The following is a 21,865-nucleotide window of genomic DNA, read 5'->3' as shown; positions in this document are numbered from 1 at the left end:
GCGAATGCCGTCGTCGGGGCTTGGCAGTAGGCGCTTCTGCTCAGCGTTTTGGTTGATTGAGCTTGCTGATCAGCTCCGCCTCGGCCTTGCTCAGCCCACAGGACTGGGTCAGGTCATCGACGCTGGCACCCAGGCCGACCAGGCGCGCGGCCTGGGTGAACGACAGACTGCTCGGGTCACGCTGCTCGATCTGGCTGAGCTTGTCCGGCAGTGGCGCAACGATCTGCCGCAGCTCGTGCAGTTCTTCACCCATGCGCACACTGCCTGCCAGATAGATATCCAGGCGTTTACTTAACTCCTTGATGCGCAGATCGCGCGCCGCATCCCGCTCGGCCTGCAACGACGCCAGATGGCGCTGCTGCATGATCAGCCAGACACAGGTGCCAACCAGCCCGAGGCACACCAGCCCGAGCAGGATTAGCGCGATCTCAAGCATGGTCAGTATCTCGACACACAAGTTTCGGACAAATTCTGGCGGCGTCTTTTACTGCCAAGCGGCGTTGCCGCTCCTCCCCATAGCAAACTATGACTCGTCACGGCGCCTTGCCTGACAACAAAAGCCACTCGCCATCGCTCTGCCAAACTCATGCGTCGAGACACTAGATACTCTCCAGCTCGGACCACTCTTCTTCGCTCATCATCTTGTCCAGCTCGACCAGAATCAGCAGCTCGCCGTTCTTGTTGCACACGCCCTGGATGAACTTGGCCGACTCGTCGTTGCCGACATTCGGCGCGGTTTCCACCTCGGACTGGCGCAGATAGACCACCTCGGCCACGCTGTCGACCATGATGCCGACCACTTGCTTGTCCGCCTCGATGATCACGATGCGGGTATTGTCGGTGACCGCTACCGAGTCCAGGCCGAAGCGTTGGCGGGTGTCGATCACCGTCACCACATTGCCACGCAGATTGATGATACCCAGCACATAGCTCGGCGCGCCCGGCACCGGAGCGATCTCGGTGTAGCGCAGCACTTCCTGAACCTGCATCACATTGATGCCGTAGGTTTCATTGTCCAGGTGGAAGGTCACCCATTGCAGGATGGGATCTTCAGCGCCCTGTGCAGAATTCTTCTTCATATCCCTAGCCTCGTCGTAAGCCGCACTGTGCGGCGTGCGCGGTTCAAACCGCTGGTCATCATTCGTCAGACCCGCCGCAATGGCGAGCCTAGCATTTCTCAATCAGTGAATCTGGCCATTGACCATGCGCTTGGCCGCGCCACTGGCAATCAACTCGGCCAGGGCCGCCACATCCAGCAAGGCGCACATATGCTCAATCACGGTGCCGGCCAGCCAGGGTCGCAACGTGCGCTGAGAGCGCCACTTGATCTCATTTGGGTCCAGGCGAATCGAACGGCTGACCTGATGCACCGCCAGGCCCCATTCATAGCCTTCGACGGAAATCACATACTGCAAACCCTGGCGAAAGTCATCGCGGTAACGGTCAGGCATCACCCAGCGTGCGGTGTCCAGGACTTTCAGGTTACCGGCCTGGCACGGCAGTATGCCGAGAAACCAGTCCGGCTGGCCAAATAATGGCGTCAATTCCTGCCCTGCCAGCGGAAATATCGAACCCAGGCACACCAGCGGCACGGCCAGGGTCAAGCCGGCGACGTCGAACAACAGGCATTCGAACGGCTCTTGTGCCCATGCTGGCCGCTCACCCGGCTGCAAGCTGGGCAACAGGTTCAGGGTTGCAGCGGGCAGATGGACGTCGATCACCGACTCAACAAACACCGGCTGAGCGACCACAGCAGGTGTCGATTCGATCATCGGCAAGACAACCGGCGCGGGTTCAGCCAGCGCCTGCACGGGGGCCGCGCACAGCAGGCCGGCATCGCGCACCTGCTCCTCCAACACCGCAGCCGCGAAATCGTCGAGGCTGCTACTCTCGGCCAACTCGACTGCAGCTTCCTGCAACAAGCTATCCAGATAGGACTGCAAGGCCAACTGGGGACGCGTGGCGGTGGCGACGGGACGGCTCATAGATGGAATCCGCAAAAATTACCTGTACAACCTATCGGCCGCAGTGGCGGCATACTTGAACGCTTCGACTCAACATAAACCGTCATCTCAAGCCACCTGCGCGGCCAACTGCTGCGTCAACAGGTGCTTGAGCAGCGCCCGATAGGCCAGTACACCGCGGCTTTTGGGGTCGAACTGCGAGGGTGTGCGGCCTGCGCGACTGGCATCGCGCAAGCGCGTGTCGATCGGAATATAAGCGGGCCACAGGTGTTCGGGGTAGCTGTCGCGCAGCATGCGCAAGGTGCTCAGCGACGCCTGGGTCCGTCGGTCGAACAGGGTCGGCACTATGCTGTAGGGCAACGCCTGTTTACGCGACCGGTTGATCATCGTCAGGGTGCTGACCATGCGCTCCAGGCCCTTGACCGCGAGAAACTCGGTCTGCACCGGGATCACCAGATGCTGGCTGGCCGCCAACGCATTGACCATCAGCACACCGAGCAACGGTGGACTGTCGATCACCGCATGGTCGTAACCCTGCCAGAGCTGCGCCAGGCTCTTGGCGATGACCAGGCCCAAGCCGCTCTGCCCCGGCGACTGGCGCTCGAGCGTGGCCAAGGCGGTACTCGAGGGCAACAGCGCTATGCGTTCGTGACTGGTCGGTAGCAGCAATTGTTCAGGCAACCCCTGGGGCACCACGCCCTGATGCAGGAACAGGTCGAAACCGCTGTGTTCCAACGCATCCGGGTCGTGGCCGAAATAGCTGGTCATCGACCCATGGGGATCGAGATCGACCACGACCACGCGCTTACCGGCATCGGCCAGCAGGCCGGCCAAGGCGATGGCGGTAGTGGTTTTGCCAACACCACCCTTTTGATTGGCTACAGCCCAGACTCTCATCTTGTTTATCCTCTCGGCATGATCCAGACCCTACCGAGAACAGGCGCTGCCCTATTGGGCAAGCGACGGGGGATTGACGGCACCCGCTGACGGGGCCTGCATTGCAGCTGGTGCTGCAGGTTGTGTGCCAGCCCGCCGCAAGGCGCTATCGGGGCGTGCATTGGCGCTGCCGACACCGCTCACGCTGCGGCGCACATCAAGGTTGCGCGACACCACCAACACCACCCGCCGATTACGCGCCCGACCATCGGCCGTCGCGTTATCCGCCACCGGCTGAAATTCACCATAGCCCACTGATGCCAAGCGCCTGGGATTGACCCCATCCATGGCGAGCATGCGCACGATGCTGGCTGCGCGGGCGGCAGACAACTCCCAGTTGGTTGGATACTGCGCGGTTTTAATCGGTAGGTTGTCGGTAAAGCCTTCCACATGCACCGGATTCTCATAAGGCGCCAAAATATTGGCAATCTTCTCGATCAGATCGAATGCCGCATTGTTCGGCAAGGCATCGCCACTGGGGAACAACAGGCTGGAGCTGAGCTCGATCTCGATCCACAACTCGTTGCCGCTCACCTTCAACTGCTTGGAGTCGATCAACCCGGCAAACGCCTGGCGCATGCTGTCGGCAATGCTCTGCAGGGAGTCCACAGGCTGGCTGGCCTGCTCGTCCTCATCGACCAGCGCGCGATCCGGCTCGGTGGTCCGCGGACGCAGGTCGCCCACCGGAATAGGCTTGATCGCACGGTCGGGCTGGTTGAACACCCCGGTCAGGCTGTCCGAGAGAATCTTGTACTTGCCCTCATTGACCGAGGACATCGAGTACATCACCACAAAAAAGGCAAACAACAGGGTAATGAAGTCGGCATAGGAGACCAGCCAACGCTCATGGTTTTCGTGTTCTTCCTGGTGCCTGCGACGAGCCATGGCTATTCCATGAAGCCTTGCAGCTTCAACTCAATAGAGCGCGGATTTTCGCCTTCGGCGATCGACAGAATGCCCTCCAGCAACATCTCGCGGTAGCGCGACTGACGCTGGGCGACGGCCTTGAGCTTGTTGCCAATGGGCAGCAGTAGCAGGTTGGCAAAACCGACCCCGTAGATGGTGGCGACAAAGGCCACGGCAATGCCGTTGCCGAGCTTGCTCGGATCAGCCAGGTTGCCCATCACATGGATCAACCCCATCACCGCCCCAATGATGCCGATCGTCGGGGCGTAACCACCCATGCTTTCATAGACCTTGGCGGCCTGAATATCGCGGCCTTCCTGGGTGTACATATCGACCTCGAGGATGCTGCGAATGGCTTCGGGTTCGGCACCATCGACCAGCAACTGCAAGCCCTTGCGCGCAAAAGGATCGGTCTCGGTATCGGCCATCGCCTCAAGGCCGAGCAGGCCTTCCTTGCGTGCGGTCATGCTCCAGCCGACGACATGCTCGATGCCGCCGACCAGATCGATGCGCGGCGGAAAAAAAATCCAGCGCAGAATCACCAAGGCGCGCTTGAACACACTGACCGGCGCCTGCAGGAGCGCCGCGCCCAAGGTGCCGCCAATCACGATCAACGCCGCCGGGCCATTGAGCAGCGCTGCAGCATGACCGCCCTCCAGATAGTTGCCACCCAGAATGGCGACGAACGCCAGGATGACCCCTATCAGGCTCAGCACATCCATTACACGCAGGCCTCTGCCAAGTGCCGACCGATGTCATCGAGGCTATAGATGGCGTCCACCAGATTGGCCTTGACCACCGCCATCGGCATGCCATAGATCACGCAACTGGCCTCATCCTGCGCCCACACGTGACTACCCTCCTGCTTGAGCAGGCGCGCGCCCTCGCGCCCATCGGCTCCCATGCCGGTCAATACCACCGCCAGCACCTTGTCGTGAAAGGACTTGGCCGCCGAGCCGAAGGTAATGTCGACACAGGGTTTGTAGTTCAGGCGCTCATCGCCCGGCAGAATCCTCACAGCGCCGCGACCGTCGATCATCATCTGCTTGCCGCCCGGAGCCAGCAGCGCCAACCCCGGACGCAACAGATCGCCATCTTCGGCTTCCTTGACGTTGATCCGGCACAACTTGTCCAGACGCTCGGCAAATGCCTTGGTGAAAGCCGCGGGCATGTGTTGGATCAGCACCAGCGGCGCCGGAAAATTGGCCGGCAACTGGGTCAGCACACGCTGCAGAGCCACCGGCCCTCCCGTCGAGGTGCCGATGGCCACCAGTTTGTAGGACTTGCGCTTGGGCGCACTCGCGCGCGCAGTAACCGACGCGGAGGCTGGCGCAGGCACGGGGGTGCTGACGCCAGAACGACCGAGGCTACTGCGCGCTGCCGGCTTTCCCAGCGTGCTGACACTCGGCGCTGGCGCCGCGACAAGGCCGCGGCGATTGCTGCGGGCAATGCTGTGCACCTTCTCGCAGAGCAGTTGCTTGACCTTCTCCGGGTTACGCGAGATGTCTTCGAAATTCTTCGGCAGAAAATCCACCGCCCCAGCATCCAGCGCATCCAGGGTGACGCGGGCACCTTCGTGGGTCAGCGAGGAAAACATCAACACCGGGGTCGGACAGCGCTGCATGATGTTTCGTACGGCGGTGATGCCGTCCATCATCGGCATCTCGTAGTCCATGGTGATCACATCGGGCTTGAGTGCCAACGCTTGATCGATGGCTTCGCGGCCATTGGTCGCCGTACCTACCACCTGGATATTCGGATCGGCAGAGAGAATTTCCGAAACGCGCCGGCGAAAAAAGCCGGAATCGTCCACCACCAGCACCTTGACCACCATAAAACACTCCTAAACGGCGCCGCCTCAGGCGACGCCGCGAACAATCAGATGCGCCGCGCGTAGCGCTTGAGCATGCTCGGCACGTCGAGAATCAAGGCGATACGCCCATCGCCAGTGATGGTAGCGCCAGACATACCCGGAGTGCCCTGGAGCATTTTGCCCAACGGCTTGATCACCACTTCCTCCTGTCCAACCAGCTGATCGACGACGAAACCGATGCGCTGGCTACCGACGGTGAGAATCACCACATGGCCCTCGCCCGGCTCGTCATGGGCAGCGCTGCGTACCAGCCAGCGCTTGAGGTAGAACAGCGGCAGCGCCTTGTCGCGCACGATCACCACTTCCTGGCCATCGACCACGTTGGTGCGCGACAGGTCGAGGTGGAAAATCTCGTTGACGTTGACCAGCGGGAAAGCGAAGGCCTGGTTGCCCAGCATCACCATCAATGTCGGCATGATCGCCAGGGTCAGCGGTACCTTGATGACGATCTTCGAGCCCTGGCCCTTGACCGAGAACACGTTGACCGTACCGTTGAGCTGGGAGATCTTGGTCTTCACCACGTCCATGCCGACCCCGCGACCGGACACGTCGGATATCTCGGTCTTGGTCGAGAAACCCGGAGCGAAGATCAGGTTGTAGCACTCGAACTCGTTGAGGCGGTCGGCCGCGTCCTTGTCCAGCAGGCCCTTCTCCACGGCCTTGGCCCGCAACTGATCGGCGTCCATGCCTTTGCCATCATCGGAAATCGACAGCAGGATGTGATCGCCTTCCTGCTCGGCCGACAGCACTACCTTGCCGCCGCGCGACTTGCCCGCGGCCTCGCGCTCTTCCGGGGTTTCGATGCCATGGTCGACGGCGTTGCGCACCAAGTGCACCAACGGATCGGCCAGCGCCTCGACCAGATTCTTGTCCAGGTCGGTTTCTTCACCGACCAGTTCAAGATTGATCTCTTTCTTCAGGCTGCGCGCCAGATCACGAACCAGCCGCGGGAAGCGGCCGAAGACCTTCTTGATCGGCTGCATGCGCGTTTTCATCACCGCCGTCTGCAGATCCGCGGTGACCACATCGAGGTTGGACACGGCTTTGGCCATGGCCTCATCGCCGCTGTTGGAGCCCAGGCGCACCAGACGGTTACGCACCAGCACCAGCTCGCCGACCATGTTCATGATCTCGTCCAGACGCGCGGTATCCACCCGTACGGTGGTTTCCGCTTCGCTGGGTGCTGACGCCTTATCGGCGACGGCGGTCGTCGGTGTCGGCGCTTTCAGCGGAACAACCTTGGCCGCGGGTTTAGCTAAGGGCTGAGCGGCAGCGGCGGGTTTAGCCGGAGCTGCAGTTACTGCTGCGGCGGGCGCCTTGGCGATCGCGGCCGGCTCGACAAACTTGCCCTTGCCATGTAGCTGATCGAGCAGCGCCTCGAACTCATCGTCGCTGATCTCGTCGCCAGACGCTGGTGCAACGGGCGCTGCGATCGACGCAGATGCCACGGCCACTGCAGGTGCAGCGAACTGCCCCTTGCCATGTAGCTGGTCGAGCAGCGCCTCGAACTCATCGTCGCTGATCTCGTCACCAGCCGCTGGCGCAGCGGGCATGGCAACCGATGCAGATGCCACGGCCACTGCAGGTGCAGCGAACTGCCCCTTGCCATGCAACTCATCGAGCAACGACTCGAACTCGTCATCGCTGATCTCGTCACCGCCTGCACTTGTGCTCGCCACCTTGCCAGGCGACTCGGTCAGCGCATCGAGTAACTGCTCGAATTCGCTGTCGGTGATATCGCCAGAAGCGACCTCGGCAACGGGCTCTTCGACCGCAACGGCCGCAGCCGGCTCGGCCAGTCGCGCCAGGGCTGCCAACAGCTCCCGCGTGGCCGGTGTCGGTGCAACGCGCTCACGCACTTCAGTGAACATGCCATTGACCGCATCGAGTGCTTCCAGCACTACATCCATCAGCTCGGAGTCGACGCGCCGCGCACCCTTGCGCAGGATGTCGAAGACGTTTTCTGCGATATGGCAACATTCCACCAGCTCATGGAGCTGGAGAAAACCGGCACCACCTTTGACGGTATGAAAACCGCGAAAAATAGCGTTGAGCAGATTCATGTCGTCCGGGCGGCTTTCAAGCTCCACCAACTGTTCGGACAGTAGTTCAAGAATCTCGCCGGCCTCCACCAGGAAGTCCTGGAGGATTTCTTCATCGGCGCCGAAGCTCATATGACGTGCTCCTAAAATCCCAGGCTGGAAAGCAGATCGTCGACATCATCCTGATTGGATGCGACGTCTTCACGCTTATCGGCATGAATCTGCGGACCTTCACCGTGGGAAGGCTCTTTTTGTTGTTCTTGTTCAGCACGCAGCACGGCGTGGTCATGCTCGATACCGGCAAAACGGTCGACCTGACTGGCCATCAGCACCAGTTTGAGCAGGTTGCTTTCCACTTCGGTGACCAGTTGCGTCACCCGCTTGATCACCTGGCCAGTCAGATCCTGGTAATCCTGCGCGAGCAGAATATCGTTGAGCTGGGCCGACACCTGGACGCTGTCGCGCTCGCTGCTGGCGAGAAACAGTTCAATTCGCTTGGCCAGGTCACGGAAACCATCGGCGCCCATTTCCCTGCGCATGAAGCGGCCCCAATCGGCACTCAGGCTCTGTGCCTCGGCGCCGATAGCGTTAACCAGGGGCGAACTCATCTCAACCAGATCCATGGTGCGATTGGCCGCTTTCTCGGTCATCGTCACCACATAATTCAAGCGCTCGGTAGCGTCGGTGATTTGCGACACTTCTTTGGCGTGCGGCACCCGTGGATCGAGCTGGAAATTGACGATGGCGTTATGCAACTCGCGCGTCAGCTTGCCGACTTCGTGATACAGACCACGGTCGCGAACCTTGTTGATATCGTTGATCAGTTGCACCGCTTCGCCAAAATTGCCGTGTTCCAGGCTTTCCACCAATTGGCGCGCGTGAATTTTCAGGGTCGACTCAAAGTCACCCTGAGCGGAATCGTCATGTTCCATAGTGCCCTCGCGGCAGACATCAGCCGTTGACCCGCTCGAAGATTTTTTCAATCTTTTCTTTCAGCACCTGGGCTGTGAACGGTTTGACCACATAGCCATTCACCCCGGCTTGTGCGGCCTCGATGATCTGATCGCGTTTCGCTTCAGCGGTCACCATCAGCACCGGCAACTGCTTCAGACGCTCGTCTGCACGTACCGCACGTAACAAGTCGATCCCGGTCATGCCTGGCATATTCCAGTCAGTCACCAGAAAATCGAAACTGCCGCTTTGCAGCATCGGCAGTGCAGTGGTGCCATCATCGGCTTCCGCGGTGTTGGTGAACCCCAAGTCGCGCAGAAGGTTCTTGATGATCCGGCGCATCGTTGAAAAGTCATCAACGATGAGGATTTTCATGTTTTTGTCCAAGTCGACCTCCGTACAGTCCCAAACGAACCCAGCACCTGGGCACGCTTTTAATCGTGAAACCGGCCTGACAGGCCGCTGCAAAACTACTTCACTAGATTTTCCAACGGTCTGCTGATTTAACTGCTCAGCTCGCTCGCCATTCCCCCAGTCGCGCCCGCAAGCGTGCGGCACACTGACTATGCAACTGACTGACGCGCGATTCGCTAACCCCCAGAACCTCACCAATTTCCTTGAGATTCAGTTGTTCGTCGTAATACAGCGACAACACCAAGCGTTCCCGCTCGGGCAAGTGGCTGATGGCATCGGCCAATGCCGCCTGGAAACGCTCGTCCTCCAGCTCCCGCGAGGGCTCTGGGTGAGTGGAGCTGACGTCTTCGTGCAGCCCGCCATGCTCGCCGTCCTGCAGCAAATCGTCGAAGCTGAACAGCCGGCTGCCCAAAGTGTCGCCAAGGATGCCGTAGTAATCCTCGAGACTCAATTGGAGTTCGGCCGCAACCTCTTGATCTTTAGCGTCGCGACCGGTTCTTGCTTCAATTACCCGAATTGCGTCGCTAACCATGCGGCTATTGCGATGCACCGAACGCGGCGCCCAATCGCCTTTGCGCACCTCATCGAGCATCGAGCCGCGAATGCGAATGCCGGCGAACGTTTCGAAACTGGCACCTTTACTGGAGTCGTATTTCTTCGAGGCTTCGAGCAGGCCAATCATCCCGGCCTGGATCAAGTCATCCACCTGCACGTTGGCCGGCAAGCGCGCCAACATGTGATAAGCAATCCGCTTGACCAAGGGCGCGTGGCGCTCGATCAACTGGTGCTGGGCGTCTTGTGTCTGAGCCTTGCTGTACATACGGAGTCCAGAAGCTGCTGTCATATGGCCGTATCCGCGGCGGGTTGCTGCACCAGGCGCTCGACGAAAAATTCCAGATGGCCGCGCGGATTGGCCGGTAGTGGCCAGGCATCGACTTTCTGGGCAATCGCCTTGAACGCCAGGGAACTCTTCGAACGCGGGAACGCTTCGTAGACCGCACGCTGTTTCTGCACGGCCTTACGTACCGACTCATCGTAAGGCACCGCGCCAACATATTGCAGCGCGACATCGAGGAAGCGGTCGGTAACCTTGGTCAGTTTCGCAAACAGGTTGCGGCCTTCCTGTGGGCTGTGCGCCATATTCGCCAGGACGCGGAAACGGCTCATGCCATGGTCGCGGTTGAGCAGCTTGATCAGGGCATAGGCGTCCGTGATCGAGGTCGGCTCGTCACACACCACCACCAGCACTTCCTGGGCGGCGCGGACAAAACTGACCACCGAGTCGCCAATACCAGCGGCGGTATCGACAATCAGCACATCGAGGTTGTCGCTGATGTCGCTGAAGGCTTGAATCAGGCCGGCATGCTGCATCGGCGAAAGCTGCACCATGCTCTGCGTGCCTGACGCAGCGGGGACTACCCGAATGCCGCCGGGGCCTTGCAGCACCACGTCGCGCAGTTCGCACTCGCCACTGATCACATCGGCCAGCGTCCGCTTGGCAGTGAGGCCCAGCAGCACGTCGATGTTGGCCAGCCCCAGGTCGGCGTCCATCACCATCACCCGCCGACCGAGATCAGCCAGCGCCAGCGCCAGATTCACCGACACATTGGTCTTGCCGACGCCACCCTTGCCGCCGGTCACCGCAATCACCTGTACGGGATGCATACCCATGTTATCTATACACCTTGTCTGACTTCGACTGGGACCATGTGGCTGCTGGTACTCCGCCAATCCACCGCCGGGCACCACGCATCGCCGCATATTGCTTAATCATTGCCGCAATGGCCATTAACCGGCGCGCCGCGCCGGATGTTGATAAAGCCCGGCGAACATCTCGGCCATTGTATCTTCGCTCGGGTCCTCGGCGCTTTGCAGTCCCACCGCACGACTGACCAGTTGATGGCTGCGCGGCACCTGCAAATCATCCGGAATCCGTGGCCCATCAGTGAGATAGGCTACCGGTAGACGCTGGCCAATAGCCAGACCTAAAACCTCGCCAAGGCTGGTGGCCTCATCCAGCTTGGTCAGGATGCAGCCGGAAAGACCGCAGCGCTTGTAGCTGTGGTAGGCGGCCTTGAGCACCTGGCTCTGGCTGGTAGCCGCCAGGACCAGGTAATTCTTGGCCTTGATGCCGCGGCTGGCCAGGGTTTCCAGCTGCATGCGCAGGGCGGGATCGCTGGCCGGCAAACCGGCACTATCGATCAATATCACGCGCTTGCGCGCCAGGGGAACCAGAGCCTGGGTCAACGACTGACCGGGGTCGACCAGGGTCACCGGTACATTGAGGATACGCCCCAAGGTCTTCAGTTGTTCCTGGGCGCCAATCCGATAGCTGTCCAGACTGACCAGGGCAACATGCTGAGCGCCATACTTGAGCACATAACGTGCAGCCAGCTTGGCCAGGGTGGTAGTTTTACCCATGCCAGCAGGACCGACCAGGGCAATCACCCCGCCCTCTTCCAGCGGCTCCTGCTGCGGCGTTTGAATCGCATGGGCCAGGTGAGCGAGCAACATGCCCCAGGCCTGGCGCGGCTCGGCGACATTCGCCACACGCTCGAGCAACACCCGCGACAACTCGGCGGGTAAGCCCATGCGCTGCAGACGCCGCCAGAGATTGGCCTGCTGCGGCCGACGCGTCTGCATCTGCCCCCAGGCCATGGAACCCAGCTGCCCTTCGAGCAACTCGCGCAAACCGTGCAACTCGGAACGCATGGCCTCGAGCGCGCCCTGGTCGCCGCTGGTCATTGGCGCTGGCGTAGCCATACGCAGGGCGGTATCCAGATCGTCGAGCGGCGCCACCGGCTCTTCAGCGAACAGCTGGCGGTCCTTGCTGGCGTCGGCTTGGGTACGTGTGACCAGCTCGGCCTGCGCCGAGGCGATACGGGCTTGAGTCTCGCGCAACTCGGCTTCCAGCGCCGCGTTCGGTTGCCGAGCAGGGGCGGCGGGTATCTGGTAGTCCAGTGCGGCGGTCAGTTCAACACCGCCGGCAACCCGGCGGTTACCGATGATCGAGGCATCCGCGCCCAGCTCATCGCGAACCAGCTTCATGGCTTGGCGCATATCGGCAGCGAAAAAGCGTTTGACCTGCATGGCCTGTTACCTCGGTTAATTCTGTCCCACCGTAGCGACGATGGTGACCTGCTTGTTGTCCGGGATTTCCTGGTAAGCCAGCACATGCACACTCGGCACTGCCAACCGTGCAAACCGCGAGAGCATCGCCCGAACCGGTCCGGCTACCAGCAGGATCACTGGCTTGCCGAGCATTTCCTGGCGCTGCGCTGCTTCCACCAGGGAACGCTGCAGCTTCTCGGCCATGCCCGGCTCCAGGAGGATTCCCTCCTCGGAGCCTTGACCGGCCTTCTGTAGACTGTTTAGCAATATCTGTTCCAACCTTGGCTCAAGGGTGATCACAGGCAGCTCCAGCTCTAGTCCCACGATGCTTTGCACGATGGCCCGGGCCAAGGCGACCCGCACTGCCGCGACCATCGCGGCGGGATCTTGACTCTTCGGCGCCACGTTGGCGATGGCTTCGGCGATGGTACGGATGTCACGCACCGGCACCTGTTCCTGCAGCAGCGCCTGCAGCACCTTGAGCAGGGTCGACAGCGACACCAGGCCCGGCACCAGCTCCTCAGCCAGCTTCGGCGAACTTTTCGCCAGCAACTGCATGAGCTGCTGCACTTCCTCGTGACCGAGCAGCTCATGCGCATGCTTGTGCAAGACCTGGTTGAGGTGGGTCGCGACCACGGTACTGGCATCGACCACGGTGTAGCCCAGCGATTGCGCCTGATCGCGCTGGCCCGGGTCGATCCATACCGCTTCCAGGCCGAACGCCGGATCTTTGGCGGCAACCCCGTTGAGGGTGCCGAATACCTGACCCGGATTGATCGCCAATTCGCGATCCGGGTAAACCTCGGCCTCCGCCACGCTGACGCCCATCAAGGTCAAGCGGTAGGCGCTGGGCTGCAGGTCGAGGTTGTCGCGGATATGCACCGAGGGCATGAGAAAGCCCATCTCCTGCGAAAGCTTCTTGCGCACACCCTTGATCCGCGCGAGCAACTGGCCACCCTGGTTGCGGTCGACCAGCGGAATCAGTCGGTAGCCGACCTCCAGGCCGACCATGTCCACCGGCATGACATCGTCCCAGCCGAGTTCCTTGACCTCCTGGGCGCGCTGGGCCGGCAGCAGCTCCTGCTGACGCTGAACCTCATGCACTTCCTCTTCCTTGACCTGGCGTTGCTTGTTGGCGATCCAATAGGCGCCGCCGGCGGCGACCAGACCGAGACTGATGAAGGAAAAATGCGGCATGCCGGGCACCAGACCCATGGCGATCATGATCGCCGCCGCCACGGCCAGGGCGCGCGGCGAGGCGAACATCTGCCGATTGACCTGAGCGCCCATGTCTTCCGAACTGGAGACGCGGGTGACCATGATCGCCGCGGCGGTCGACAGCAGCAGCGAGGGAATCTGGGCGACCAGGCCGTCGCCGATGGTCAGCAGGGTATAGACCTTGCCGGCATCGGCAAAACTCAAGTCGTGCTGGAAGATACCGATGGCGATGCCGCCGATCAGGTTGATGAACAGAATCAACAGGCCGGCGATAGCATCGCCACGCACGAACTTGCTGGCACCGTCCATCGATCCGTAGAAATCAGCCTCCTGGGACACTTCGGAGCGACGTATCTTGGCTTCCGCCTGTTCGATCAGGCCGGCATTCAGGTCCGCGTCGATAGCCATCTGTTTGCCAGGCATGGCGTCCAGGGTAAAGCGCGCGCTGACCTCGGAAATCCGCCCGGCGCCCTTGGTCACCACCACGAAGTTGATGATCATGAGAATGGCGAACACCACGATACCGACCACATAGTTACCGCCGATCACCACCTCACCGAAGGCCTGGATCACCTGCCCCGCCGCGCCATGACCGTCATGGCCGTTGAGCAATACCACGCGGGTGGACGCGACGTTCAGGGCCAGACGGAGCAGGGTCGCCGCCAGCAAAATGGTCGGGAATACCGCGAAATCCAGCGGCCGCAAGGCATAGATACCGACCAGCAGCACCACGATCGACAGGGCGATGCTGAAGGTAAACAACACGTCGAGCAGGAACGGCGGGATCGGCAGCATGACCATGCCGAGCATGACCAGCAGCATCAAGGGGATGCCCAGATTGCCCTGACGCAACCCCGACAGATTGCTGCGCACGTTGCCGACCATTTGTGAGCGATCTACTGCCACATCCCTACCCCAGCCAATTCAATCTTTTGACGCTATTCGCGCCTTTGCCAAGGGGTTTGCAAGAAGCTGTCCAACTTTTCCTGCGCCATTCAAGGGTGGGTTAGCCGCTGAGTCGATATTCGCTCAAGACCGCTGTTTGGCCGCCGCGTAACCCATCACGGCGTCGGGACTGCTGACGCCGTGATGGGTTACGCGGCGCGCGAAGGGCTTGGCTGCCTGCCCGACCGCACGCACCGCTAACCCAACCGACACCGCTCAGCCTATGCGGCACGCCCCAGCCTACTCGTCGCGGCGTAAATCCGTCGGGATCGGCAAATCCGGCAACGGCGCCGGGCGCTTGCCTTTGCCAGCCTGGTACTGGCGAATCTGGTAGACGTAGGCCAGCACCTGGGCCACCGCCAGGTACAGCCCGGCCGGGATTTCCTGGTCCAGCTCGGTGGAATAGAACACCGCTCGCGTCAGGGCCGGCGACTCCAGCAGCATGATCTTGTGCTCCTGAGCGATCTCGCGAATCTTCAGGGCGGTAAAGTCGCCGCCTTTGGCCAACAACACTGGCGCATTGCCTTTGGCCGGGTCGTATTTCAAGGCCACGGCGAAGTGGGTCGGGTTGGTGATCACCACGTCTGCCTGCGGCACTGCCTGCATCATCCGCCGCTCGGTCATCTCGCGCTGCAACTGGCGGATACGCTGCTTGACCTCGGGCTTGCCCTCACTGTCCTTGTATTCGTCGCGCACCTCCTGCTTGGTCATCATCATCTTCTGCTTGTTATCCCAGAGCTGGAACGGCACATCCACCGCCGCAATCAACACCAGCCCGCAGGCCATCCACAGGGCGCTCCAGCCAACCACTTGGGCCGCGTGCATAATCGCCGACTCCAGCGGCTCATGAGCGATCGCCAGCAGGTCGTCGACATTGGCCGACAGCACGGCAAGCGCCACGGAAAGCACTAGCGTGAACTTGGCCAAGGCCTTGAGCAGCTCGACCAGCGCCTTGGCCGAGAACATCCGTTTGAGCCCCGCCAGCGGATCCATCCGGCTGACCTTGGGCGCCATCGCCTTGGCCGAGAACAACCAGCCGCCCAAGGAAATCGGGCCGACAATCGAGGCGATCAGCAATGCTAGAAACAATGGCAGCACGGCGTCCACGGCAACTTTTCCCGAGGCCAGCAGCCCGATCGCCATGGAGCGCTCATCCATGATCACCTCGCGCGGCAGGGAGAAATTACTGCTCATGATTGATATCAAGGCGCTGCCCAGGCTGCCGCCAAAAGCCAGCAAGCCGCCAGTCCCGGCCAACATGATCGCCAGGGTATTGAGCTCGCGGGAGCGCGCGATCTGACCTTTCTCACGGGATTCACGAAGGCGTTTCTCCGTGGGGTCCTCGCTTTTATCGGCACCGCTTTCCGATTCGGCCATGGCCTAACTCGCTCGCGCCATTTCACGCAACAGTTGCAGGGCTTCGCTGGCGAAGACCTGGTACTGCGCGAGAATATCGGCCATGCCAATCCAGAGAATCACCAACCCCATGACCAGGGTCAGCGGAAAACCGATGGAGAAAATATTCAGCTGCGGCGCGGCGCGGGTCATCACCCCGAAGGCCAGGTTGACCACCAGCAGCGCGGTGATTGCCGGCAACACCAGGATCAGCGCCGCGCCTATTACCCAGCCCAGTTTATTGGCCAGTTCCCAGTAGTGTTCGACCAGGAAGCCGCCGCCAACCGGCAGGGTGACGAAACTCTCGGCCAACACCTCGAACACCACCAGGTGGCCGTTCATGGCGAGAAACAGCAAGGTCACCAGCATTAGCAGAAACTGACCGATCACCGCCACCGAGATGCCGTTGGCCGGATCGACCATGGAGGCAAAACCCAGGCCCATTTGCGTTGCCACGATCTGCCCGGCGATGACGAAGGCATGGAAGAATAACTGCAGGACAAACCCCAGCATCACCCCGATCAGCACCTCTTGGGCAATCAGAATAAATGTCGGCAGGCTTAGCGCCTCGACTTGCGGCATCGGCGGCAGATTGGGCATCAACACCAGGCAAATCGCCAGCGCCAGATACAGACGCACGCGCATCGGCACCAGTTGCGTGCCAATGATCGGCATCACCATCAACAGCGCCGCGATACGAAACAGCGGCAGCAGGAAAGAACCCACCCAGCCGCCGATCTGCGCATCGCTCAGTTCCAACATGTCAACGTCCGTGGATAATTTGTGGCGAGTACTGCCCGCAGATTCGCCGGGAGCGACTCTGTACGGCTGCACGCTGGCACGCAGTAGAGGTATGCATGGGCGTTCAGCCGATCAACAGCGGAATATTCATGATCAAGTTCTGCATGTACTCGATCATCCGCTGGGCCAGCCAGGGCCCGGCGACGATCAGGGTAACCAGGATCACCAGCAGGCGCGGCAGAAAGCTCAGGGTCTGTTCGTTGATCTGGGTGGCGGCCTGGAACATGGCGACCATCAAGCCGACCAGCAGGCTGGGCACGACGATGATCGCGACTATGGTGGCGGTCAGCCACAGCGCCTCGCGAAACAGGTCGACGGCGACCTCGGGCGTCATGCCTAGATCCCTCCGAAGCTGGCGGCGAGGGTGCCCATGATCAACGCCCAGCCATCGATCAAGACGAACAGCATGATCTTGAACGGCAGGGAAATAATCAGCGGCGAGAGCATCATCATACCCATGGCCATGAGGATACTGGCCACCACCAGATCGATCACCAGGAACGGGATGAAGATCATGAAGCCAATCTGGAACGCCGTTTTCAGCTCGGAGGTCACGAACGCCGGCACCAGGATAACCAGCGGCGCATCTTCCGGGCTGGCGATATCGGTACGCTTGGACAGGCGCATGAACAGCTCCAGATCGCTTTCGCGGGTCTGCGCCAGCATGAAGTTCTTGATTGGCCCCTCGGCCTTGGCAATCGCCTCCTGGGCGGGCAATTGCTCGTTGAGATAAGGCTGCAAGGCATCGTTATTAATCTGTTCGAACACCGGCGCCATGATGAACAGGGTCAGAAACAGCGCCAGGCCGATGAGAATCTGATTGGACGGCGTCTGCTGCAGGCCCAGGGCCTGACGCAGGATCGAGAAGACGATAATGATGCGAGTGAAACTGGTCATCAGCATCAGGAAGGCCGGAATGAAACTCAGCGCCGTCATGATCAACAGGATCTGCAGGCTGACCGAGTACTCCTGCTGGCCTGCGGCGTCGGTGCTCAGGGTAATCGCCGAAATCGACAGCGGATTGTCGGCGGCAAACACCACGGGCGCGACCAGGGTGAACAGCAGAACCAACAGCAGGCGCAACGCGCTCATCAAGACTTGTCCTTCTGGTCCTTGCCCAACAGCTCCATCAGGCGCTGGGCGAACTCGGTCGAGGCCGGCTCGCCGTCAGGCAAGTGCACCGGCTCTTTCAGCACATGCAGGGGCGCGATGCGTCCCGGCGTCAGGCCGAGAAGTAGCTGTTCGCCGCCCACCTGCACCAGCACCAGTCGATCGCGCGGACCGAGCGCCTGACTGGCGACTATCTTGATCACCTGGCCGCCGCGCGGGCCTAGCTGCTGCACCCGGCGCATCAGCCAGGCCAGCAGAAAAATCAGGCCAACCACCAGCAACAGGCCCAGCAACAACTGCAGCAGCTGCCCGGTGATGCCGCTGCCGGCCATGGGTATGGCCGCTTGCGCTGCCGGCTCGGCGGCCAGGGCGGTGAACGGCAGGAGCAAGGTAACGCCTGAAAGTCTGTACATGAGCGGGCTCTGTCGGTGCATTAACGCAGTTTCTTGATCCGTTCGCTGGGGCTGATCACGTCGGTCAGGCGGATGCCGAACTTCTCGTTGACCACCACCACTTCGCCATGAGCAATCAGGGTGCCGTTGACCAGCACGTCCAACGGCTCGCCAGCGAGACGATCGAGTTCGATCACCGAACCCTGGTTGAGCTGCAACAGGTTGCGAATGGTGATATCGGTGTTGCCGACTTCCATGGAGATCGACACCGGAATATCGAGGATCACATCGAGATTCGGCCCATCCAGGCTGACGGACAGATTACCCTTGGGCACGCTGCCGAATTCTTCCATGGGTGCACGTGGCGGAGCCGGCGCAGCCGCTCCACCGACGGCGAGCATGGCATCGATATCATCCTGATTGGCGTCGTCGCCGGACTCGGACAAGGCGGCTGCCCACTCGTCGGCCAGCGCCTGCTCCTCGGGGGAGGTGTTTTCATTTTCGTCTGCCATCGTGTGTCCTCGGCGGGCTGGTAGCGGATTGGGCGAGCGCAGTGCGGTTTAATAACACCCTGTCAGCGCAGGCGGCCGATGGGCTCTAGCACTTGCAGCGCCAGGTTGCCTTTGTGTGCGCCAAGCTTGACCTTGAAGGTCGGTACGCCATTGGCGCGCAGGATTACGTTATCGGGTATATCCACCGGGATCACATCGCCCGGCTGCATGTGCAGGATGTCGCGCAGCCTCAGTTGGCGCTTGGCTATCGTGGCGCCGAGCGGCACGCTGACGTCGAGAATGTCTTCGCGCAGGGACTTGATCCAGCGCTCGTCCTGATCGTCGACGTCGGACTGGAAACCGGCATCGAGCATCTCGCGGATTGGTTCGATCATCGAATAGGGCATGGTGATGTGCAGGTCGCCGCCACCGCCGTCCAGTTCGATATGAAAGGTCGACACCACAATCACTTCGCTGGGGCTGACGATGTTGGCCAGGGCCGGATTGACCTCCGAGTTGACGTACTCGAAGTTGATATCCATGACCGCTTGCCAGGCTTCCTTGAGGTCGATAAACGCCTGGTCGAGCACCATGCGCACCACGCGCAGCTCGGTGGGGGTGAATTCGCGCCCCTCGATCTTGGCATGCCGGCCATCGCCACCGAAAAAATTGTCGACCAGCTTGAACACCAGCTTGGCATCGAGGATGAACAGACCGGTGCCACGCAACGGCTTCATCTTGACCAGATTGAGGCTGGTCGGCACGTACAGCGAATGCACGTACTCGCCGAACTTCATCACCTGCACCCCACCCACCGCCACATCCGCCGAACGACGCAGCAGATTGAACATGCTGATGCGGGTGTAGCGGGCAAAGCGTTCGTTGATCATTTCCAGGGTCGGCATGCGCCCACGGACGATGCGGTCCTGGCTGGTCAGGTCATATTGTTTGACGCTTCCCGGCTCGACTTCGTCCTCGGCATCGACCAGCCCGTCATCGACGCCGTGCAGCAGCGCATCGATTTCATCCTGGGACAGCAGGTCTTGCACAGCCATGCGAAGCTCCCGGCTATTGCAGCACTAGGTTGGTGAACAGCACTTGCTCGACGGTCAATTTGCCCGTCTCCTTCTGCGCCAACTCCTGCACGCTGGCCGTAGCCTGCTGGCGCAGCATTTCCTTGCCTACCGGCGTGATCAACGACTCGAAGTCCTGGTTGGAGAACAACATCACCAGACGGTTGCGCAGCACCGGCATATGCACCTTGAGCGCATCGAGCGCTGCCTGGTCACGCACCAGCAAGGCAATACTAACCTGCATGTAGCGCGCCCGACCGTTATGGGTGAAGTTGACCACGAACGCCGGCAGCAATTCTTCGTAGATTGCCACTTGTTTGACGGGCACCGCAGGCTCTGCGGACTCAGCCTCGACGTCACTCTTGGCCGCCCCCTTGTTGAGGAAAAACCAGGTGCCGCCCACCGACAATCCCACAGCCAGGAGCAAGGGCACGACAATCATGATGATGAGCTTCAACTTACCGGCCGGTTTCGCCTCGGTGCTTACCGAGTCTTGCTCCGCGTCTTTCTTAGCCATGCCAATTATCCGTCACTAATCGGAGTTCAATCCGTGTTCAAAGGGTTGTGAGCAAGTGTTATGCCAGCTTACAAACATCTGCAGCTCGCCAGACCCCGGTTACGCGCAACCCCCGGACACATAGCGCGACAGCATGCGCGATCGAGGCTCGACTCAACGATGGCCAGCGGGTATACCAGTCCCGCCTCTTGCTGTCACCCAAAAACGACCACGCCCGAGCCCATTGCGGAGTCGGGCGTGAGTGGGTTGCGCGCACTGCGAACAACACCGACCTGCCGAGTTGCCAGCCTTTACCGCAGCCCCACTGGCCGCAGTGACGCAGCGGGCCTGGATGCAGTGTTTTTCAACGATCGCTTAAGCGTAGTAATCGACCATGCCACGCCCACTGTCGGGTAGGCTGCTTTTGAGTTCTACGTCAAGGGCCGCATGGGCCTCGTCAGCACCACCCAGCCGCTCATTACCCGCCTCGCCACGCCCTCTGCCATCGCCGCCCTGCCCCTGCCAACCGCGGTTGAGCGACTGATCGGAAACGTTCACGTCGAGCAGGTTCATGCCTTGCTGGGTGAACATCTCACGCAAACGGTGCATCTGCCCTTCCAGGGCCTCACGAACCCCGGCATTGGCGCTGGCGAAGGTCACCTGGGTCTGCTCCTGATTCACGCTGATGCGCACTTCCAGGCGCCCCAGTTCGGCCGGATCGAGCTGAATCTCGGCGGACTTGAGGTTCTGGCTGGAGAGCAACATCACCCGATCCACTACCGCCTCGCTCCAACCGGCCTGGTGCATGGGTACCGGCTGGCCGGCCATCAGTCCGGCGCGGGGAGCTTGCGTGGTCTGCTGAGCAACCGCCTGACTCAGCGCACTGAGCCTGGCGACGAAGTTCTCCGGCCGAGTGTCGGCGGCGCTCTCTTTGAGCGCCTGCAAACCCTCGGCAGTAAGCTCGAGCGACGCCAGATCGGCCTCTGGCTCTGCTTGTTCAGCGCCCATGGCCGCGATGGCACTGGCAAAGCTTTGCCCGGCGCTCTGCGCCGTTTGCGCAGCCACACTGCCGGGCGCGCTCTGCTCGGCCACTGCGGCCTTGGCTTTAGCCCCCAACTCAAGGGCCATACGCACGGCCGGCAGTTGATCCAGCGCATCCAGCTCGGGATCGGCGTTCGCCGCCGACAACTGGGTCGGCCAGGCAACCGGCAGAGCGGTCGTCATCATCGGCTGCGGCTCACCGGCAAGTTCGAGGTCGAGGCCGAGCCCGAGATCTTCCGCGTCGCTATCGGCTGGCTGCTGAGCGAGTGTACCCAGCGCCAGCAATGGCTCGGGATCATCCACGCCTGCAGCGCTCGGCAAAAGCTTGCCGCTATCGGCAAACTCCGGCTGCTGAGCGACAGCCGTAGCCTCTGGGCCTTGCGGGCTCTGCGCATCCTGCGTCTCGGATTGGGCTGGGCGATGGGGCTTGGCAGACGCATCGCTACGTTCTGCTGCTTTCGCCTGGCGCTCCTTGGCATACACCTGGGCAAAACTGGAAGCCTCGTTCTTGCGGGGCTCGGCCGGTTTCTCCGGGGCTTTGCCCGCAGAAGCTTTCGGCTTTATTTGCGGTGCCGACCGGAGGAGCGGATCGGTGGCGACGGCCATGGGCATTCTCCATTCAAATGGGGTCGTGCCATAGCATTAGCAAAGGCCGGGCCAAGTTGGCGACAAGCTGGAGAATGGGAATTCGTGCCTCGCCATCCAG

Annotated in this window: 23 protein-coding genes; all 23 read right to left on the bottom strand. The window is 61.1% G+C overall.

Translation table 11 applies throughout. The features are described 5' to 3' along the window. Nucleotides 1–40 precede the first annotated feature (40 nt). Nucleotides 41–436: a DUF2802 domain-containing protein gene (locus B2D37_RS03600; RefSeq protein WP_079201432.1), complete on the bottom strand. Its 396-nt coding sequence runs from the start codon at nucleotides 434–436 to the stop codon at nucleotides 41–43. Between the two features lie 163 nt (nucleotides 437–599). Continuing rightward, nucleotides 600–1,079, bottom strand: a complete 480-nt coding sequence (locus B2D37_RS03595) for a chemotaxis protein CheW (protein ID WP_079201431.1) — start codon at nucleotides 1,077–1,079, stop codon at nucleotides 600–602. Nucleotides 1,080–1,181: 102 nt separating this feature from the next. Beyond that, a complete protein-coding gene (locus tag B2D37_RS03590) occupies nucleotides 1,182–1,985 on the bottom strand; it encodes a CheW domain-containing protein (protein ID WP_079201430.1) in 804 nt (267 codons plus the stop codon). Nucleotides 1,986–2,072: 87 nt separating this feature from the next. After that, nucleotides 2,073–2,861: a ParA family protein gene (locus B2D37_RS03585; protein ID WP_079201429.1), complete on the bottom strand. Its 789-nt coding sequence runs from the start codon at nucleotides 2,859–2,861 to the stop codon at nucleotides 2,073–2,075. Nucleotides 2,862–2,912: 51 nt separating this feature from the next. Next, nucleotides 2,913–3,785: a flagellar motor protein MotD gene (gene motD / locus B2D37_RS03580; protein WP_079201428.1), complete on the bottom strand. Its 873-nt coding sequence runs from the start codon at nucleotides 3,783–3,785 to the stop codon at nucleotides 2,913–2,915. 2 nt (nucleotides 3,786–3,787) lie between these two features. Continuing rightward, on the bottom strand, nucleotides 3,788–4,528 hold the full coding sequence (locus tag B2D37_RS03575) for a flagellar motor protein (RefSeq protein ID WP_079201427.1): 741 nt from the start codon (nucleotides 4,526–4,528) through the stop codon (nucleotides 3,788–3,790). After that, nucleotides 4,528–5,640, bottom strand: coding sequence for a chemotaxis response regulator protein-glutamate methylesterase (locus B2D37_RS03570; RefSeq protein WP_079201426.1), 1,113 nt, complete (start codon nucleotides 5,638–5,640; stop codon nucleotides 4,528–4,530). The genes B2D37_RS03575 and B2D37_RS03570 overlap by 1 nt, the downstream gene beginning before the upstream one ends. A gap of 44 nt (nucleotides 5,641–5,684) precedes the next feature. Next, a complete protein-coding gene (locus B2D37_RS03565; protein WP_079201425.1) occupies nucleotides 5,685–7,853 on the bottom strand; it encodes a chemotaxis protein CheA in 2,169 nt (722 codons plus the stop codon). An 11-nt stretch (nucleotides 7,854–7,864) separates the two neighbouring features. Beyond that, a complete protein-coding gene (locus B2D37_RS03560) occupies nucleotides 7,865–8,653 on the bottom strand; it encodes a protein phosphatase CheZ (RefSeq protein WP_079201424.1) in 789 nt (262 codons plus the stop codon). A gap of 19 nt (nucleotides 8,654–8,672) precedes the next feature. Then, nucleotides 8,673–9,047, bottom strand: coding sequence for a chemotaxis response regulator CheY (locus tag B2D37_RS03555; RefSeq protein WP_177345177.1), 375 nt, complete (start codon nucleotides 9,045–9,047; stop codon nucleotides 8,673–8,675). A gap of 136 nt (nucleotides 9,048–9,183) precedes the next feature. Continuing rightward, entirely contained in the window at nucleotides 9,184–9,930 is a 747-nt protein-coding gene (fliA, locus tag B2D37_RS03550) for an RNA polymerase sigma factor FliA (RefSeq protein WP_079201423.1), read from the bottom strand. Further along, the gene (gene fleN, locus B2D37_RS03545) at nucleotides 9,927–10,766 is read right to left on the bottom strand and encodes a flagellar synthesis regulator FleN (protein ID WP_154067153.1); all 840 of its coding nucleotides are present in this window, start codon (nucleotides 10,764–10,766) and stop codon (nucleotides 9,927–9,929) included. The genes fliA and fleN overlap by 4 nt, the downstream gene beginning before the upstream one ends. Before the next feature lie 108 nt (nucleotides 10,767–10,874). Then, nucleotides 10,875–12,176 carry a flagellar biosynthesis protein FlhF gene (flhF, locus tag B2D37_RS03540; protein WP_079201422.1) on the bottom strand — a complete coding sequence of 434 codons (1,302 nt, stop codon included), beginning with the start codon at nucleotides 12,174–12,176 and terminating at the stop codon, nucleotides 10,875–10,877. Nucleotides 12,177–12,191: 15 nt separating this feature from the next. Next, nucleotides 12,192–14,300: a flagellar biosynthesis protein FlhA gene (gene flhA, locus B2D37_RS03535; protein ID WP_079201421.1), complete on the bottom strand. Its 2,109-nt coding sequence runs from the start codon at nucleotides 14,298–14,300 to the stop codon at nucleotides 12,192–12,194. A gap of 300 nt (nucleotides 14,301–14,600) precedes the next feature. Then, a complete protein-coding gene (gene flhB / locus B2D37_RS03530) occupies nucleotides 14,601–15,737 on the bottom strand; it encodes a flagellar biosynthesis protein FlhB (protein ID WP_079201420.1) in 1,137 nt (378 codons plus the stop codon). Between the two features lie 3 nt (nucleotides 15,738–15,740). Then, the gene (gene fliR, locus B2D37_RS03525) at nucleotides 15,741–16,517 is read right to left on the bottom strand and encodes a flagellar biosynthetic protein FliR (protein ID WP_079201419.1); all 777 of its coding nucleotides are present in this window, start codon (nucleotides 16,515–16,517) and stop codon (nucleotides 15,741–15,743) included. A 103-nt stretch (nucleotides 16,518–16,620) separates the two neighbouring features. Further along, complete coding sequence (gene fliQ / locus B2D37_RS03520; RefSeq protein ID WP_079201418.1) at nucleotides 16,621–16,890, bottom strand: flagellar biosynthesis protein FliQ; 270 nt, start codon at nucleotides 16,888–16,890, stop codon at nucleotides 16,621–16,623. A gap of 2 nt (nucleotides 16,891–16,892) precedes the next feature. After that, nucleotides 16,893–17,648 (bottom strand): flagellar type III secretion system pore protein FliP, encoded by a 756-nt coding sequence (gene fliP / locus B2D37_RS03515; protein WP_079201417.1) that lies wholly within the window; start codon nucleotides 17,646–17,648, stop codon nucleotides 16,893–16,895. Beyond that, nucleotides 17,648–18,079 (bottom strand): flagellar biosynthetic protein FliO, encoded by a 432-nt coding sequence (gene fliO / locus B2D37_RS03510; RefSeq protein ID WP_079201416.1) that lies wholly within the window; start codon nucleotides 18,077–18,079, stop codon nucleotides 17,648–17,650. Before fliO ends, fliP begins: the two co-directional genes overlap by 1 nt. 20 nt (nucleotides 18,080–18,099) lie before the next feature. Beyond that, nucleotides 18,100–18,570 carry a flagellar motor switch protein FliN gene (gene fliN, locus B2D37_RS03505; RefSeq protein WP_079201415.1) on the bottom strand — a complete coding sequence of 157 codons (471 nt, stop codon included), beginning with the start codon at nucleotides 18,568–18,570 and terminating at the stop codon, nucleotides 18,100–18,102. A gap of 62 nt (nucleotides 18,571–18,632) precedes the next feature. Beyond that, a complete protein-coding gene (gene fliM, locus B2D37_RS03500; protein WP_079201414.1) occupies nucleotides 18,633–19,604 on the bottom strand; it encodes a flagellar motor switch protein FliM in 972 nt (323 codons plus the stop codon). Nucleotides 19,605–19,617: 13 nt separating this feature from the next. Then, on the bottom strand, nucleotides 19,618–20,139 hold the full coding sequence (gene fliL, locus B2D37_RS03495; protein WP_079201413.1) for a flagellar basal body-associated protein FliL: 522 nt from the start codon (nucleotides 20,137–20,139) through the stop codon (nucleotides 19,618–19,620). A 354-nt stretch (nucleotides 20,140–20,493) separates the two neighbouring features. Further along, a complete protein-coding gene (locus B2D37_RS03490; protein WP_079201412.1) occupies nucleotides 20,494–21,765 on the bottom strand; it encodes a flagellar hook-length control protein FliK in 1,272 nt (423 codons plus the stop codon). Nucleotides 21,766–21,865 lie beyond the last annotated feature (100 nt).

This window comes from Pseudomonas sp. CC6-YY-74 (assembly GCF_002025205.1).
In the GTDB taxonomy this organism is placed as follows: Bacteria; Pseudomonadota; Gammaproteobacteria; order Pseudomonadales; family Pseudomonadaceae; genus Aquipseudomonas; species Aquipseudomonas paeninsulae.
The sequence above is the reverse complement of the archived record's forward strand: the minus strand, read 5'-3'. Positions and strand labels throughout refer to the sequence as shown.